This window comes from Schaalia sp. JY-X159, assembly GCF_014525425.1.
GTDB lineage: Bacteria > Actinomycetota > Actinomycetes > Actinomycetales > Actinomycetaceae > Scrofimicrobium.
The window spans coordinates 44733-61419 of sequence record NZ_JACEXI010000002.1 but is presented as its reverse complement, the minus strand read 5'-3'; the positions used below and the strand labels follow the sequence as shown (position 1 = coordinate 61419).

Here is a 16687-nt window from a genome sequence, read left to right as displayed (position 1 = left end):
GATTTCCACGAAGGGGGCGAAGTGGCTCGAGCCTATAAATTTCGATCCATTGGTAAGACACTGGCCGCAGCGGCACTCGCTTCGGCGGTTGCACTAGGACTTTCTGCCTGTGGCACATCAGGTAGTCCGGGAACTGCGTTCATTGTGAATGGTGAAAGCTTCTCAGAAACGGACCTGACAGACACTGTTACGCAGTGGGCTGAATTGTCCGGGGTTGAGGTTCCTCGTGATCAGATGGCTGGGTTTCTTGTTGAGACCACTGTCCGACTTCAGGCAGCAGATGAAGTTGGGGTTGGGCTGAGTGAGGAAGATGTGCAGCAGACCCTAGAGGGTACGCTGGCGCAGGCGAACAGTGACTTGTCAGTCAGTCAGATTATTCCCCCTGTTCGTGAAATGTTCCGCGACCTGCTACTGGTCAACACCGTGCAGAGTGGCGCTGTGAGTGAAGAGCAGATCACTGAGATGAACACCCTGATTTCGGATGCATCCATCACACTAAACCCGCGTTACGGCACTTTCACCGACGGGCAGATTCAAGCTCCCGGTGCCCTGCCGGGAACGGTAACGGGAAATCTGCTTGAAGAGATCCCTGTCGGCTAAGGCCAACTAAGCTGTTCCTACTAAACCTGTTCGACAATCCACTGCTAAATAAGGAGAAACACCGTGGCAATGATCGAAGACATTGAAGCACGCGAGATTCTGGACTCCCGCGGCAACCCGACCATCGAAGTTACCGTCTACCTTGAAGACGGTGCAGAGGGCACCGCAGGTGTTCCCTCCGGTGCCTCCACCGGCGCATTTGAGGCAGTAGAGCGTCGCGATGGTGATGAGAACCGCTACCAGGGTAAGGGCGTCCAGGACGCCGTTGACGCTGTTGGTGAAGTCCTCGCCCCCGAAATCATCGGGCTTGATGCTCGCGATCAGCGCGAAATTGATCGTGTCATGCTGGAAATCGATGGCACCCCCAATAAGGGAAAGATTGGCGCAAACGCCATTCTCGGCGTTTCACTTGCAGTTGCACGCGCCGCTGCTGAGTCCGCTGAACTTCCCCTCTACGAGTACCTGGGTGGACCGAACGCACACGTCCTGCCGGTACCGATGATGAACATCCTCAACGGTGGCTCCCACGCGGATACCAACGTTGACATTCAGGAGTTCATGATCGCTCCCGTTGGCGCCCCCACATTCCGTGAGGCACTGCGCATGGGTGCAGAGGTCTACCACACGCTGAAGGCCGTCATCAAGGAGCGTGGACTCTCCACCGGTTTGGGTGACGAGGGCGGTTTTGCTCCCGATCTTCCTTCCAACCAGGCAGCCCTTGACCTCATCGTTGAGGCGATTGAGCGCGCTGGCTACAAGCCGGGCGAAGATGTTGCGCTGGCACTGGATGTTGCCGCTACCGAGTTCTTCAAGGATGGCGCCTACCAGTTCGAGGGCGAGCCGCGCTCGACCGAGTACATGGTCGACTACTACGAGAAGCTAATCACCGACTACCCGCTGGTTTCCATTGAGGATCCGCTGTCAGAAGATGAGTGGGATGCGTGGAAGGCACTGACCGACGCCATTGGTGACCGTGTCCAGATCGTTGGTGACGACCTGTTTGTCACCAACCCGACCCGTCTGGCACGCGGTATCGAAACCGGTACTGCAAACGCCCTCCTTGTGAAGGTCAACCAGATTGGTACCTTGACTGAGACCCTTGAGGCTGTTGAGGATGCTCACCGCAATGGCTACCGCACCATGACCTCCCACCGCAGTGGTGAGACAGGCGACACCACTATTGCTGACCTAGCAGTTGCTACCAACTCCGGTCAGATCAAGACTGGTGCACCTGCCCGCTCAGAGCGTGTTGAGAAGTACAACCGTTTGCTCCGCATCGAGCAGGAACTGGGCCAGGATGCTGTTTACGCAGGCCGCAGCGCATTTCCTCGCGCTTCGTTCTAGTGTCTCGTTGCGCGTGAACTAACGCGTAGTCGTCAGGGCCCCCGGTTTTTACCGGGGGCCCTTGGCGTGGTGGATTTGGCAATGACCCGACTTCCGACAAGATGGACACTATGAGTTCCACATCCGGCCCCCCGCAGCGCCCTCGTGCGCGCGCCATGCTGGATGCGTCGGAGAAGCAGACGGTGGGGGCCCCGGAACGAGAAGTATCACGAAGGGCGCCTTCGTCCTCGACACTGAAGACCGCGACCTCGCCGCGGACGACCTCAAGTGGGATTGCAACCCGGGCCAGGAAGCCCACTACCGGGTCTTTTCGGCCCTCCACCCCCCGGAAGGAAACCTCCTTCACTTGGGGTGGTCGAAAGGGCAGCGCCGGGCGTCCCGGAAGCAGTGGGACGAAAAACCATTCCAAACCAGCAGCTCAGAAGCCTGCGGATGCTGCGAAAGCACCACGGCGCCCGATCAAGATTCATACCAAGCGCGCGCCAATGAAATGGACTTTTGGGGGCCTGACCATTTCGGTGAGGTTGTTAGTAGTACTGGCGGTCGTTGGGGTCCTTGTTGTGACACTCGTGCCCCTGGGTCTGCAGTGGGTGAAACAGGAGCAGGCATATCATTCCGCCGTCAATGAGGTGGCGACCGCCCAGGCGCGAGTCGAAGAGCTGCAAGGTGAGTTGGAGCAGTGGAATCAAGAGGACTACATCGCGGCTCAGGCTCGGGAGAGACTGGGATACGTTAGACCCGGCGAAACCCAGTATGTGATCACCGATGCGCCAGAACCCGAAGAGGACAAGGAGCACACGGTCGCACATAACAATGCGACAGGGCCGGACAAGCCGTGGGCCTGGACGGTATTGGAGTCCCTCAAGAATGCTGATCAGCCACCGGCCTCAGCGGGTCTCGTTGACTCGTCGACGAATGGCGAGGGCGGATAGTTACGACGATGCAGAAGGATGGATGAGAGATGACGTGGTTGCAGGGAGTGCGGTGGGACGAAGCGGACCGAGAGGCAGTCATTTCGGACCTGGGTCGCGAACCGCGGGGTGTCGTCGGAGTTGGGGCGCGCGGCACTGACGGACACCCCCTCGTCCTCGTCACTTCCCCGAGGCTGCCCGACGGAACGCCGTTCCCGACCACCTTCTACCTGACAGACGCGACGCTCACAGCCGCATGCTCACGGCTGGAGGCAGAACACTTCATGGAGCAGCTCAACGCATCTTTGGAAGAAGATGCCGGCTTTGCCACCCTCCATGAAGCCGCTCACCAGGACTACCTTTCCCGCAGGTCCGAGGTCGGTGCCGTAACGGGAACCGGGGAGGTTCCCGAAGTTGCGGGCATAAGCGCAGGTGGGTTGCCGAACCGCGTGAAGTGCCTGCACGCCCTCGTCGGACACGCCCTCGTGGCAGGACCCGGAGTTAACCCAGCGGGGGACGCCGCTCTGGAAGAGATGAAGCGTCGGGGCTTGATTCCCGCGGGTTTCAGGGCAGTCTCGGCACAAGAACTTGCTGAGGGCGTCGGCAATGACGACTGACGTGGTCCGCGTCGCCGCAATCGATTGCGGGACAAACTCGATCCGCCTCCTGATTGCCGATGTGCCGCAGGGGGCCGAGGACGCGCGCGACCTCAAAGACGTTGAGCGCGACATGATCATCACTCGCCTGGGTCAAGGAGTTGACCGCACCGGAATGCTTGATCCCGCAGCAATCCAGCGAACCCTGGACGCTGCACGCCTATACCAGGAGCGTATTGAGGATGCTGGCGTGGCGGACGTGATTATCGCGGCGACCTCTGCGAGTCGAGATGCGTCCAACCGGGCCGACTTTGTTGAAGGTATTCGCGCGATCACGGGGATTGAACCGAGGGTCATCACGGGTGCGGAAGAGGCCGCATTGTCTTTTGTTGGCGCCATTTCTTCGCTGCCGCGTGACCTCAAGACGCCCTACCTGGTTGTGGATATTGGTGGGGGATCAACGGAGTTCGTCCTCGGTCATTCCGAGGTAGAACAGGCCGTGTCGGTGAATATGGGGTCGGTTCGAGTCACGGAGAGATTTGGTCCGGAACCATGGACGCCGGACAAGCAGGCGGCCGCCAGGGCTTGGATCGATACCCAACTCGACGTGGCTGAGGGTTCCGTGGACTTCGCGGCTGCCCGGACCGTCGTGGGAGTGGCAGGCACAGTGACTTCGTTGGCGGCGCTGATCGCGCAGGTCCCGGAGTATTCCCCGGACGCCACCCACGGCTTGATCCCAACGGTCGAACAGTGGGCCTCCGCCCTCGACCACATGGTCAACGATTCGGTGGAAGAGAAGTCACGGCAGCCTGCCATGCCACCTGGGCGCGCTGATGTTATTGCGGGGGGTGCGCTGATTTGGGAGAGGATTTTGGTTCGACTGGGGGTCATCCCGGATCACGCGGCGGGCCCCACTACCGCGGCTCCCACAGTGGTCGTTTCCGAGCATGACATCCTGGACGGGCTGGCGTTGAGCGTTGCGGTGGCGCTGCGGGACTAATCCCGGTTTTCACGGTCCCGTCGCCTTGATCCCGGTTTCACGGTCCCAGCGGTTGTGAATTACAATCGGAGGGCCGCATCTGGCGCACACGCCCCCGTAGCCCAATGGCAGAGGCAACCGACTTAAAATCGGTACAGTGTCGGTTCGAGTCCGACCGGGGGTACTTCTCTAAGCGACTGGGCGTGCACGCCCTCCACAACCCTGAAATGTTTACGTTGGGAACCAAACTGCGTCTGGGGTAGGTACCCCACGGCCGCATCGGTTCCCAACGTATACATTTCGCGACGCTGTCGTCTCCTCCTACAGCTGTTGGGTCTGTTGTAACTGGAGTGCCTCGTCGGAGTCTGGGGCGGGACTGATCCGCCTGGCGATTGGCATTGCCATCACCAGGATGACAACCATCAGTCCGACTGCGGCCGCGAAGGCGGGGGATAGGTTCGGCAGTACCAGGGCATAGGCGATTCCCGCTGCTGCCACACAGAATGCGCCGCCAAGGGTGTCGGCCATCTGCAGAGCGGATGAGGTCTTCCCTTTGTTTCGTGTCTTGGTCATGGCGAGCGCATGAACAGTCATGGTGGGGTAGATGAGGCCGATGCCAAGTCTGGTTATGGTCCAGCCGATGATGATTGCTGCGCCGGGTACGCCCTCGAACACGCCTGCGAAGGTGATCGCGGTACCGACAAGTTGCACCAGCGTGCCGATCACTGGGAGTTGCGCTCGCTTAGCCTGGTCGGTGATGCGCCCGGAGACGGCTGATCCGATAGCCCAGGTTATGGAACCGACTGTTAGCACGAGGCCGGCGCTGGCGGGGTCCCACCCGTGTACCAGTTGAAGTAGGAGCGGGAGAAAGGTCTCTACCCCGATAAAAGTTCCGTTGGCCAGTCCGCGCAGTAGTACGGTGGAGGGGAGCCCTCGTTTTGCGGTGAAGGTTCCCGCGGGGAGTAGCGGCTTCATGAACACGAAAGTGAGGATCGCCGATACCGCGATTATGAGGAGGATCAAGGGGTCGAACTCGTCGGGCTCTGTCCCGGACATCACCTGGAGAAGCGCCACGGATACGCCAGCGCCGACCGCAAGTAACACTCTGCGCTTAGTTGAACCATCTGAGTCCGCCGGTTCTGTCCGGGGAAGTGCGGCCGTGACTTTGACCAGAACTGGAAATGCGATCAGGAAGACGACAGGGACAAAACCAAAAATCCACCGCCAGCTCGCATACTGAACAACCAGGCCCGCAATTCCCGGGCCGATTAGCGCTGGCAGGACCCAGGCGGCCGCGAAAGCGGCGAAAAATGGTGGTTGTCGAAGCGGGTGTACGTGGTTGCCGATGATGGTGTAGAGCGGAACCATAGAGAGACCGCCGCCGAATCCCTGTATTGCCCTTCCCAACACAAAGATCTGCATGGATGGGGAGAAAGTGCAGATCGTCAGCCCGACGACGAAGAGTAGTACGCCGGGACTTGACCCCTGATCTTGGACACGCTGATTCCAGCACTGGGCTGGGGAAGCGAGAATCTAGGGATGGCAAGGAAGAACTACACGGACGAGTTCCGGCAGCGGGCGGTGGACTTGTACGAGTCCACGCCGGGGGCGACGCTGAAGGGCATCGCGGCGGACCTGGGGATCTCCCGGGGCGCGTTGAAGGAGTGGGTTGAGCGGCTGGGCTCCGGGACGACGACGAAGTTGACAGCGGCACCGCCGGCGGGTCGGCCGGAGTCGCAGTCGGCGAGGATTGTGCGGCTGAAAGCCGAACTGGCCGAGTCGAAGGCGGAGCGGGTCAAGCTTGAGACGGAGCGGGATATCCTCCGTCAGGCGGCGAAGTATTTCGCGGGGGAGACGAACTGGTGAACCGCTTCCAGTTCGTCGAGGACCACAAGGACGCCTACGGCGTGAAGCGGTTGTGTGAGGTCGTCGAGGTCGCCAGGTCGTCGTTCTACGCCTGGCTCGCGGCGGCCCCGGGGCGGGCAGTGAGAGCGGTGGAGGACGCGGAGTTAGCAATTGAGACGACGTTAGTGGAAATCGCCTTGTAGAACCACGGGCGCATCGCTGGGGGGGAATGATCCCACGGGTTCGCGGCATCCTACCGACCTGTATCGACCTCGGCTCCCGGAAGCTCGCGGGCTGGCAGGTCGCCGACCACATGCGCACTGAACTCGTCGAGGACGCCCTCCGTGCCGCGCATCGCGACCGTGGGTCATTGGCCGGGGCGGTGTTCCACAGCGACCACGGAAGCGTCTATACGTCGAAGGCTTACGCCGCGCTCTGCGAGCAGCTCAAGGTGACCCAGTCCATGGGGGCGGTGGGCACGAGCGCCGACAACTCCTTGGCGGAGAGCGTCAACGCCACGCTCAAGCGCGAGCTCCTCGAAGGCGCGTCCGCGTTCCCGGACCAGGCCACCGCCTACCGGGCCGTGTTCCGGTGGGCGAACCGCTACAACACCCGAAGGCGGCACTCCGCGATCGGCCAGATCGCACCGAACACTTACGAGACCGCCTACACGGCAACCACGGCTGCTACCCTCGCGGAAGCGGCATAACCGAAACGACACCGTGTCCACGATCGAGGGTCAAGGCCCCCAATAGCCTGACGGACCAACTCCACCGCAGCATCCATCTCCGCACTTCGATCTTCATCCTGCGTTTTCTTTGTTTTCGATGCCACAGGCACCAGTGTTGCAACAGGCATTTCTCATGCCCACCTGCCGTGCCGACAACCAGTCAGCGAACCAGGCCAGTCACACACTTCCTTGCATAGTCCCCATTCCAGCCGTTGACGGCATAGGGTGCGCATGACGCGGTCTCGACAGAACTACATCCAAAAAACAACATGTGTCACAAATCGAATGATATCGTGGCACTAGACAAGCAACGATTGGCGCCGGCGAAACGTGTTTATCAGAGGGAAGGCTGGCACTATGCGGTCCGTAACTAACGTTCTTGCAGCTGTGTTTCTTGCTACGACACTTACCGTTTCGCTGAGCGGGTTTGCGAGTGCCGTACACCCCGAAGAAGCTCAACGAGTCGAGGCAACGCAGCAAGCAAATGAGGCAACAACCGTCCCTCCATTAAAGCCTCGAGCTGCGCCGACATGGCACGACTATGGCTCCAGATACCAATGGATTTGCTATCTGCAATACGACGTAACTTCAATGTCGAAGTGTAGAGGCGGGACGCTGGTTATCTGGGATAAGACGCTGAAAAAAGAAGCCTCTCGTATGTTCATACCCAATTCGCCAGCAGCGCCCGCGAACGTCAACTGGTATTGTGTGGCCTCCGGGGCATCTTTCGTGTTGAGCCTTCCTGGTCAACCCGCGTCCGTTGGAGGCTGGATTTTGAAGGCATCGATTGCTCTCTTAGGAGCAATCGGCATTAAGGGCTCTTGTCCATGAACCGTGGAGACAAGGGTGTCGTCATTGCTGCCCAAGTGTTGGTCTTCTTTGGCGGACTTCTTGTACTGCCGGGGCTGTGGGGAGGCTTGTTGGGTTGGCTCTATCTAGGCTTTCTTATCCTTATTCAGCTCGTGGTAATTTGTTGGTACCTGTGGTGGAGGAAAAGACCGAATTAAGATGTCATTCCCAACCTCTCGCAGCACAGGGTGAAGCGTGGAGGTGTCGATGGCAGAGTCGACGTTGGACTCTTGGGCGGCCGAGCGGGGATGCTCTCCGAGCCGATCCGAGTTCCCTCCACCAGAGGGAACATTTCTGCTTGCTCTCACATCATCGGATTATCAGATCCGACATGACAAACACAGCTTGTCGAGGTGTTGTCGATTGGACGCAACCCCAAGAGTTCGAAGTAGACCACTACCAGACCAATGCCACGGCAAACGCCCTAGAGCAAAAAATGCTGGTCCGGCACCATACAGACCTCGTGCACGGTCGAAGTATTGGTGCTTCTAGGGTAGGTCCCCGGTCCGGGTGAAAACCATCGAGATATTCTCTATTTCGTCTCCCGCGTACCCTATTCCCACCACGGGTTCGGCACCAATGTCGAAAGTAACAGTTGTCTGCGCTCGCTGGTATAGGGGAATGTCCCACGCTTCCCCGGATGCCGGTGAGTTGTCGATTCCCGTGAAGGTGTTTGTCTGCGAATCAAAAGTACCTTGCAGGACCGTTGGTCTGCCATCATCAATTGTGATTGTCATTTTGTTCTCGTCTAGAGTGATGACCGCTTGGTGCGGGTCGAACTCAGTCACCATCGGTTCATCCCCGGGGTCGAAGGGGTGTGCAGAATAGGTCCCACGATACTGGTAGACGCCTACCACCGGAGAGTCGGATGCCTGTTGTTCGGCCTCGGGTTCTCCCGGTTGATCGGGGCTTGCCAGTTCTATTTCTAGTTGTTGTGCCAGCGCGTCGAGGACCTCCAACGCTTTGCTCAGTTCCATTACATCCACTTGGGCTATTGCCTCATCGAGGCTCTCAACCTGTTGTGGTGGAAGGCTCAGGCCAGCGGCAGCTAGGTTCGATTCGAGTTCCGCCTCCGTGTTAGCCTCCGGTAGGGGTGTGACAGTGAGGACGGGGGAGTTATCCCCAGCAAGGAGTTTGTCGAGGGCGACTTCGCCTTCCTGATAGCGTTCCATTTTGAAGCCCCAGAGGCGACCGTCAGCAAAGTAGTCCATGATGTTGCCTGAAAGGTCGGCAATCAGGCCTACGGTGTCGGTCGGGTTCGGGAAAGCGACGAAGGTAGCTCCGGACAACGGTCCCGTGGTGTCCTGCATGGAACCGAACGCGGCGGTGAGTTTATGGTCTTCGCCTAACGTTATCGCACTGGTAGTTTCCCCTATTTCCACCATCACGTCGGCGCCGTTGATCACGATTGAGGCCGCTCCGGCAAGCCCAACACCCCCGGTGGAGGCAGCGGCCGCCAGGGAACCAGCCGCTGTTGGGGCTGCCAGCGCTGCAGCTCCGCCGGCAGTGGCGATTGTGGCGCCCACAAATAACCCGACTTTCGCGACTGTCTTGGTGGCCATCGCAGCCTTGGTCATCTTGTCCCAGAACGAGGCATCTTTGGTGGCCCCAGAATGAATGATCTCTTGCGCTGCATCCAATTGGGCTTTGATGTCCTTTACGTCTTGACCCAATTGTCGAGCGAGTGTCTGCAACTTTTTAGGGCCCTTGGTCTGGTCGTACGCTTTGGTGAACTCTTCGGCCCATTGCTGTTGGTCCCCGGGCGCAGCAGGAAGGAGCTTGGGTAGCGAAGTCGCTTGGTACGCTGTCGGCTGACCCCAAAAAACATCCGACGGTGGCGCGTTTGAGCTGGCCGCATCTGAATCTGTTGAATCTGAACCAGCATTCTCCGACGGGGCTGTTGCTTCCTCTCCTACGGCCGCGTCGATGATTTGAAGGCCCTGACTGATGATTAGGTCTGCATCCGCTAGCGAAGCTAGGGCTTCGTCGATTATCGTTGCGACCTCGTCTATGTTTGGTTCCTCGGCAAAATCCACCACTAAGAACCGCTCTGTCACCAAGCGTGCGTCAACGTACTGTTGCATGGCAAGCGTTGCTGCGACGTTTGCGGCTTCGACTTCTTCGGATGGCTCTGGGTAAATAAACTGGACCGGCTCAACCACCTGCGTGTCCGTGGTGGGAATTGGGGCGCTGATGTGGGCGCGAAAGCCCAGTCCTGCGAACACGAGGCCACACACAGCCAGCACGGCCAGAACGATTTGAGCGGGCAGCAAGTTGACTGGGCGGCGTACAGATGGGGTCTGGTCGGGAGCGACTGACATGACTAGCTTCCTGCCCTTCTGATTAGCTCTATGGTTGCAACTGAGTAGACAGTGGCACCACCGACCTCGATCTCATTTGCCTGTTGGCCGTAGCCAACCATGAGCCCTTCAACATCCTGCACAACCACAGGGAAATAGGCTGGCTCGACTGTTTCCAGAATTTCGGCAGTGAGGTCAAGATAGAAAGAATCAATATCTAGATACAAGAGGAGCTCAGATCCATGCAGCTCTCCGGTCACTAGCACGTCCCCCGTAGCCACGTAACCTGGGTCTGCATCCCCGTTGATGGTTGCGGTGAGGGAACTGAGAAATGCCTCAAAGCCAGCTTCACTCTGATCTGCGGGGATGGTAAGTACGCCGGTGACCAGCTCTTCAGCCATGGGATTCCCGGCTGCGTCCTCGCTATCGAAGTACCCGCGAGTAAACGTCATATCCCACGTTCCGGCGATGTCTGAGAAGACGAAGTCTGTCTTCACGTCGGCTGTGTCACCGCCCTCGACGGGGTCAGATTCGTCCGCTTGCCCAGCCGCTGCACCACCCAGTTCTACAATTGCCGGAGGAGCAACACTGATAGTTGCGCCCTCTGTTGCGTTGGACCTGGTGAGCCAAAGCAGTGCTCCGCCCGCCCATGCCAACAAGGCAACCACACCGAGCACTACCGTGATCACAATTGGTGTAATACTCGAACGTTTCACAGCACCCACCTCCGACTTGTAGATCAACTGGCCTTATGATGATTCCGCAGTTTCGGCCCTAACTATCCTTCTCCAGAACCATCCGAGTCTCTTCCCCATCGTCAACGGATAGCTGGTTCCCTTCAACGGTGCCGATTATTTCTGCGCCGTCGTCAGTTAGCAGCTTGATGTGAGAATCGTCGATCTTTTCCCATGTAAGTGATGTGTCCGTTTCGCCGTCACTGAACGCCCCGCTGCCGTCAACCGCCAAAGTCAGGGACACGGTGAACCCGTCCTCTTGAAGTGCGGCCAACTCTTCGGAGCCAATTGCAACACCGTCCGTCTCCATTTCGACCATGATCCAGGTGCCGGGGAAGTCCACTGACTGCGACACCACGGTGTCGCCCGCTGTGTCCTCCCCGGACTGCACCGCATCACCCGATGTCTGCGAGGTCGGGGCGCCACTTGAACATGCAACAAACAGTGTGGTTCCTAGTAGTGACAGCACGGTTGTAAGTAGTTTGTGTGTCCGCGTCATGGCTCCTCCTTGAGTTGACTTATCTCAATCTTTCCGGATCACGGACAGGCAGGCAGGCGAATGAATCTAACGTTTTGATTGCGACATTCGTGGTTGTGCCGTGCTATTACGTGAGAGTCAAATTGTGGCGAGTTTTATCGGAGAGAAGGAGAGCAGTGCAATGAGAGTCCTGATACGTTGCAGCATAAACTGGGAGCGATCGCTGCGAACGAGTGTATTGGTAGGACTTTGTCTGACCCTTGCCGGAGGAGGGGTTCTTGGGGCCTGCAGTAGCGGCAAAGACTTGCAAACTCTCCCGACCAGTGGTGTCTTCGACTATCAGCTCGGAGGAGGATACTCCCCAGTTGACGGAAGGAGACCGAATGTTGTTGTCAGGGATGTGACGGACTCTCCCGAGCCTCGTGCGTACAGCATCTGCTATATCAACGGCTTCCAGACACAACCTCTCAAGGAAGCGGAGTTCGCTAACGAGTTAGTTCTCACCGATTCCTCTGGGACACCGATAACTGACCCCGATTGGCCAGATGAGCAGATTCTTGATCCTTCAACAGAAAGCCAACGTGAGGGGATACTCGCGGTTATTGGACCAAAAATAGATGCCTGTGCGGCAAAGGGTTTCGATGCAGTTGAGATCGATAACCTCGATACTTTCACCAGATTTGGACAGATTGACCGCGCCGGTACCATTGCCTTGGCAACCTCTTACGCGACTCGCGCCCATGACGCGGGTCTGGCGATTGGCCAAAAGAACACCTTGGAATTCGGTCGTATTGGCAAGGATCAAATTGGGTTTGACTTTGCTATTACTGAGTCCTGTGCGGTGTATGACGAGTGCTCCTCATACCGGGAAACCTATGGCCCGCACGTTCTGCAGATTGAGTATGACGACGAGCTCGCTGAGGCTGGGATGACGTTCGAGGACGTCTGCTCCCTGCCGAGTCGCGCGCCGTTGACGATCCTGCGTGACCATGACCTTGTGCCTTTTGGTTCGCCGAGCTACCTCTATGAGAGATGCAGTTCCTAGTGGACCGGGTCTCCCAACGCCTGGATACAGAGTCATAGAGGGCGACAGGGCGCTGCGGCTAGTCGCCAGGTGAAGAGCCTTGAAACTCGCGCGTTCGGCGCCAGACGGCGCCTCGGGATCAGACTAGGGACTCACACGAAACCAGGAGGTCAATCTTCTTCCACTGCGTTGCTTCGTCTATGGAGTTGCCCTCCTCAACTGAGGCAAAGCCACACTGGGGAGACAGCGTGACGTTGTCGCCGATGATGGCGCGGGCCTGTGCAAGGCGGGCTTCTATATCGGCGGGTGTCTCCATTGCTGGGTTCTTGGTAGAGATGAGGCCGACGACAAACGTCGTCCCAGTATCTTTGAGTACCGCCCACGGTTCGAATGATCCCGAGCGGTCATCGTCGTACTCCACGTAGAAGCGGTCAAACGGCAGTTGCGCAATGATCGGTGCGACCGAGTCGTAGAACCCTGAGAAAAGCGGGTGCCCCTTGAAGTTGCCCTTGCAGAAGTGAGTGGCGATCGTCATGTCCTCAGGCTTGTTCTCTAGCGCCAGCGTCGACACGTGGCGGAACCACTCTAGGACCGTGTCCTTGTCGTAACCCATTGCCTCAATGCGCTGGTTGAAGTTGTCGTCAATCAGGTACGTCCACGAAGTGTCGTCAATCTGCAGGAAACGGCACCCGTGATCATAAAGATCCCTGATGGCGTCCTGGTAAGCGAGGCCGATATCCTCGATGAGCAGGTCGACATCGTCACCGTAGTAGGGGACATCCCTCTTACCAAGCTGCAGATAGTTGTCGACCAGGATCATGTTCGGCCCAGAAATGCACTTCTTCGCTGCTACACCCGGATACTTGGCGGCCTCGTTAGCGAGGAACTCAAACGCCTCCACTTCTGGGTGTGAGCGATCCGAATCGTAGGAAACCTTGCCGTCTATGTACCCCAACTCAATCTCATTGCTGACCCCATTGAGCTCTTTCACAAGGTGGTGGGTTGAGAAACCATCGAACTCTTTGAGCCAGTCGAGGTGCCACCAGCGGCGGCGGAACTCTCCATCCGTCACAACAGTCAAACCATGCTCCACCTGCCGGGCCACAAGGTCAGCGATTGCGCCATCCTCAACTTCGCGCAGTTCCGCCAAGGAAATATCGTCAGCTCTGAAGGATGCACGGGCCCGCTTCACTTCCTCCGGCCTAAGGAATGACCCAACGATGTCGCATTTGGGGTTGTGCTTGCTCTTCGACATGGCGTCCTCCGTGTGATCGGCGGCGTAAGGCATAGAACGGTCTCTTCATGGCGCCGCGCATCCCAAGATACGCCCACGAGCATCGCCATGATCCCGCGTCCGTCAGTCGGCCGCGTGACCGGGGTAGCATGGCGACCATGACGTCACAACCGGAGCATTCCTTACCTTCGCGTGCGCAACTGCACCATGGTGCCCCGCGTCAACCCTGGTTCAAGAAGTTGTGGGTCTGGGTTGTCGTGGCGCTTGCGGTGGTGGCTGTGGTCACCGCGGTCGTCCTCGTCAACAATGCCCGGCAGGTCGCACCTCCGCAGAGTGGTGAGCAGTCAGGCGAAGTTGAGGAGTCAGTGGTTGATCCGCAGCAAAGTGACGAGGGCGCCCAAGTCGAAGATCCGGAGAGTAGCGGTGGGTCCGAGGGCGATTCCGCGACGACCAATGATTCAGAGGACTGTGACGCTGCCTTCGCGCAGGCCGAGTACTACGCGGGAACTCTCTACGTCAGCGAAGCAATGGCCAAGTCTCTCTTGATCAGTCCTGATGGTGATGGGTTCAGTGCAGATGCGGCATCGTGCGCGATCGAAAGACTGGATTGGGACTGGAACGCCAACGCCATTGAGAAGGCGCGGCTGCTCAGTGAGGATCCAGACCTTACTACGGAGGACATTTACGACCTGCTCACCAGTGAACACGGCGAACTCTTCACCCCCGCCCAAGCCGAGCACGCAGTAGCGCAGCTCGGGTCCCAGGGTTAGCGATCGGGCCAGTTGATGAACTCGGCCTCGGGAAGCCTGGAACGCATCACTTCGATGGCCTGTGGGTTCTGATCGACGAGGACGAATGGCCGACCCAGCTGTGAGGCTGCAACCCCGGTTGTGCCAGAGCCCGCGAAGAAGTCGAGGACGGTGTCGCCCGGACGGCTGGAGGCTTGAATGATGCGGCGCAGGATTCCCAGGGGCTTCTGGGTGGCGTAGCCCGTCTTCTCTTTGCCGGTAGGGGATACGATGGTGTGCCACCACACGTCTGTCGGTAACTTGCCGCGGGCCGCCTTCTCAGGTGTGACGAGGCCGGGAGCCATGTAGGGTTCGCGGTCGACGTCTTCAGAGTTGAAGTAGTACGAGGACGGGTCCTTGACGTAAACCAGGATTGTGTCGTGTTTTGCCGGCCATTTCTTCTTAGAGCGCGCCCCGTAGTCGTAGGCCCAGACGATCTCGTTGAGGAAGCACTCCCGCCCGAACAGGGCGTCGAGTAGGACCTTTGCGTAGTGCACCTCGCGGAAGTCGAGGTGGAGGTAGAGGGTTCCGTCCTCGGACAAGAGCCGCCAGGCTTCCTCAAGGCGGGGCTCTAGGAACTCCCAGTAGTCGACGAAACGGTCATCATAGGACGTCACCTTCTCTACGACCTGCTCGTAATGCACCCCTTTGAACCCGACGCGACCCGAGTCTGTGACCCGAGTCGAAGTTGACGTTTGGCGGGTCTGGGTGCGACCCGTGTTGAATGGCGGGTCGAGGTAGATGAGGCGAAATGCAGCATCTGGCATCTCGCGAATCACCGCGAGGTTGTCGCCCTCAATGACGACATTCCCAAGTCTGTGCACATCCATTGACTCATTTTAATCCAACCAGGCGCCGGAGCGATCGCGATCATCAAGCCGAGGGCGGAACGCTGGCGCAGAGGTAGCTAAATATGGAAATCTTGGATTAGAACTACCTAGAACTTGGAGAGAGAATGTCGAACCCGGTTTTCAACCGCATGGAAGGCCAGTGGGCTAACCAGTCGACGGCCGCAACGGCTCAGGCGACACACCCCCCTGTTTACGATCAGAAAGCATTTGAGGAGGCGCGGCGTTCGTATGAAGCGCCCTCGGCTGATGCAGTTGATATGGGACGGATGACGTACGACGACGTCATCGTTAAGACAGCCCTCAACCTGGGTGTGCTGATTGCTGCTGCTGCGGCTACGTGGTTTGTGGTGGCCTCGAACTTTAGTTTGGCAATGCCGCTCATGATGGGCGGCCTGCTGCTTGGGTTCGTCCTCGCGATGGTCAACATCTTCTCTAAGACGATTCGTCCGGGTCTGATCCTGGCCTACTCTGCACTCGAGGGCGTTGCTCTTGGCGCGCTGAGCCTGGTGACGGAAATGTGGGCCCCAGGCGTAGTTCTTCAGGCCGTGGTTGCAACATTCGCGGTCTTTGGTGTCACCCTTGCGCTATTTGCGTCGGGCAAGGTTCGCAACTCCCCAAAGATGCAGAAGTTTGCCCTGATCTCCATTATCGGTTTGATCCTCTCCCGCGTCCTCATTTGGGTACTCGGGATGATGGGTGCGCCGATCGGTGGCATCGACGGGCCCATGATCATGGGCTTCCCGCTCAGTGTTGTCCTCTCAATGTTTGCAGTGCTGATCGGGGCTATCTGCCTGATCTCTGACTTTGACCAGGTCAAAGTCGGTGTCGCTCAGGGCGCTCCCGCGAAGTACTCATGGATGTGCGCATTCGGCATGATGGTGACACTGGTGTGGCTGTACGTGGAGATTCTCAACATTCTCTCCCGTTTGCAGTCCCGCTAGAAAGACAGAAATTACCCAACCCTCCCAGGCGGTGAGGCCGCCCCGAAAGACAAGGAAAACCTTTGGAAAACGTGACAGTATCCGGCCAGTTCGGAGATAAGCCCGCAATCACATTCTCTTCGGCAGTTGCTCCGGAGGACCTGGTGGTAGAGGTACTGGAAGAGGGCTCAGGCTCCGTCGTTGAAGCAGGTGACACGATTGTCTGCAACTACCTCGGCCAAGTGTGGAACGGTAACGTCTTTGACAACTCCTACGACCGTGGGGCGCCGCTTGACTTCGCGATCGGTGTTGGAATGGTGATAGCGGGTTGGGATGACGGGCTCGTTGGTCAGAAGGTCGGTTCTCGCGTTCTTCTCTCGATCCCGTCGCACCTTGCTTACGGGCCAGCGGGCGTTCCGCAGGCCGGTATCAAGGGTGGCGACACGCTGGTCTTTGTGACCGACATTTTGGAAGCAATCAAACGCTAGGGTTCTCCACAACGCT

The 16687-nt window shown here is 58.4% G+C and carries 18 protein-coding genes and 1 tRNA gene; 13 read left to right on the top strand and 6 right to left on the bottom strand.

The genetic code is table 11. From position 1 onward, the window contains the following. The first annotated feature begins 21 nt into the window (after positions 1-21). The 6 genes from IDL90_RS03335 (at position 22) to IDL90_RS03310 (ending at position 4614) form a co-directional block, all read left to right on the top strand. Positions 22-600, top strand: coding sequence for a hypothetical protein (locus tag IDL90_RS03335; RefSeq protein ID WP_187994358.1), 579 nt, complete (start codon positions 22-24; stop codon positions 598-600). Positions 601-663: 63 nt separating this feature from the next. After that, a complete protein-coding gene (eno, locus tag IDL90_RS03330; RefSeq protein WP_182141898.1) occupies positions 664-1944 on the top strand; it encodes a phosphopyruvate hydratase in 1281 nt (426 codons plus the stop codon). 485 nt (positions 1945-2429) lie between these two features. Continuing rightward, a complete protein-coding gene (locus IDL90_RS03325) occupies positions 2430-2876 on the top strand; it encodes a septum formation initiator family protein (RefSeq protein WP_187994357.1) in 447 nt (148 codons plus the stop codon). A 29-nt stretch (positions 2877-2905) separates the two neighbouring features. Beyond that, a complete protein-coding gene (locus IDL90_RS03320) occupies positions 2906-3472 on the top strand; it encodes a DUF501 domain-containing protein (protein ID WP_187994356.1) in 567 nt (188 codons plus the stop codon). Further along, positions 3462-4451: a Ppx/GppA phosphatase family protein gene (locus IDL90_RS03315; protein WP_223175168.1), complete on the top strand. Its 990-nt coding sequence runs from the start codon at positions 3462-3464 to the stop codon at positions 4449-4451. Before IDL90_RS03320 ends, IDL90_RS03315 begins: the two co-directional genes overlap by 11 nt. A 90-nt stretch (positions 4452-4541) precedes the next feature. Further along, positions 4542-4614 (top strand) — tRNA-Leu (locus tag IDL90_RS03310). 137 nt (positions 4615-4751) lie between these two features. Here the strand turns inward: IDL90_RS03310 and IDL90_RS03305 are convergent. Further along, positions 4752-5963 carry an MFS transporter gene (locus tag IDL90_RS03305; RefSeq protein ID WP_187994666.1) on the bottom strand — a complete coding sequence of 404 codons (1212 nt, stop codon included), beginning with the start codon at positions 5961-5963 and terminating at the stop codon, positions 4752-4754. Positions 5964-5969: 6 nt separating this feature from the next. Here IDL90_RS03305 and IDL90_RS11820 point away from each other — a divergent pair, with 6 nt between their 5' ends. From IDL90_RS11820 to IDL90_RS11810, 3 genes are read left to right on the top strand one after another with little or no spacing between them, the layout of a single operon-like run. Next, a complete protein-coding gene (locus IDL90_RS11820) occupies positions 5970-6296 on the top strand; it encodes a transposase (protein WP_398401483.1) in 327 nt (108 codons plus the stop codon). After that, positions 6293-6478 (top strand): hypothetical protein, encoded by a 186-nt coding sequence (locus tag IDL90_RS11815; protein WP_398396715.1) that lies wholly within the window; start codon positions 6293-6295, stop codon positions 6476-6478. The genes IDL90_RS11820 and IDL90_RS11815 overlap by 4 nt, the downstream gene beginning before the upstream one ends. Before the next feature lie 26 nt (positions 6479-6504). Further along, positions 6505-6984, top strand: a complete 480-nt coding sequence (locus IDL90_RS11810; protein WP_398401480.1) for a transposase — start codon at positions 6505-6507, stop codon at positions 6982-6984. A gap of 1358 nt (positions 6985-8342) precedes the next feature. On the opposite strand, the gene IDL90_RS03295 is transcribed toward IDL90_RS11810, so the two are convergent. From IDL90_RS03295 to IDL90_RS03285, 3 genes are read right to left on the bottom strand one after another with little or no spacing between them, the layout of a single operon-like run. Next, complete coding sequence (locus IDL90_RS03295) at positions 8343-10175, bottom strand: hypothetical protein (RefSeq protein WP_187994355.1); 1833 nt, start codon at positions 10173-10175, stop codon at positions 8343-8345. Positions 10176-10177: 2 nt separating this feature from the next. Then, positions 10178-10870: a hypothetical protein gene (locus IDL90_RS03290; protein WP_187994354.1), complete on the bottom strand. Its 693-nt coding sequence runs from the start codon at positions 10868-10870 to the stop codon at positions 10178-10180. A 58-nt stretch (positions 10871-10928) separates the two neighbouring features. Beyond that, positions 10929-11387, bottom strand: a complete 459-nt coding sequence (locus tag IDL90_RS03285; RefSeq protein WP_187994353.1) for a hypothetical protein — start codon at positions 11385-11387, stop codon at positions 10929-10931. A gap of 160 nt (positions 11388-11547) precedes the next feature. On the opposite strand from IDL90_RS03285, the gene IDL90_RS03280 reads away from it, so the two are divergent. Then, positions 11548-12411 (top strand): endo alpha-1,4 polygalactosaminidase, encoded by an 864-nt coding sequence (locus IDL90_RS03280; protein ID WP_187994352.1) that lies wholly within the window; start codon positions 11548-11550, stop codon positions 12409-12411. 118 nt (positions 12412-12529) lie between these two features. Here IDL90_RS03280 and IDL90_RS03275 read toward each other — a convergent pair whose 3' ends face one another. Further along, positions 12530-13645: a methionine synthase gene (locus tag IDL90_RS03275; RefSeq protein ID WP_187994351.1), complete on the bottom strand. Its 1116-nt coding sequence runs from the start codon at positions 13643-13645 to the stop codon at positions 12530-12532. A gap of 137 nt (positions 13646-13782) precedes the next feature. On the opposite strand from IDL90_RS03275, the gene IDL90_RS03270 reads away from it, so the two are divergent. After that, the gene (locus tag IDL90_RS03270; protein WP_187994350.1) at positions 13783-14394 is read left to right on the top strand and encodes an Ltp family lipoprotein; all 612 of its coding nucleotides are present in this window, start codon (positions 13783-13785) and stop codon (positions 14392-14394) included. On the opposite strand, the gene IDL90_RS03265 is transcribed toward IDL90_RS03270, so the two are convergent. After that, positions 14391-15242 carry a site-specific DNA-methyltransferase gene (locus IDL90_RS03265; protein ID WP_187994349.1) on the bottom strand — a complete coding sequence of 284 codons (852 nt, stop codon included), beginning with the start codon at positions 15240-15242 and terminating at the stop codon, positions 14391-14393. The genes IDL90_RS03270 and IDL90_RS03265 overlap by 4 nt on opposite strands. Positions 15243-15367: 125 nt before the next feature. Here IDL90_RS03265 and IDL90_RS03260 point away from each other — a divergent pair, with 125 nt between their 5' ends. Next, entirely contained in the window at positions 15368-16204 is an 837-nt protein-coding gene (locus tag IDL90_RS03260; RefSeq protein ID WP_187994348.1) for a Bax inhibitor-1/YccA family protein, read from the top strand. A 62-nt stretch (positions 16205-16266) separates the two neighbouring features. Beyond that, positions 16267-16671 (top strand): FKBP-type peptidyl-prolyl cis-trans isomerase, encoded by a 405-nt coding sequence (locus IDL90_RS03255; protein WP_187994347.1) that lies wholly within the window; start codon positions 16267-16269, stop codon positions 16669-16671. Positions 16672-16687 lie beyond the last annotated feature (16 nt).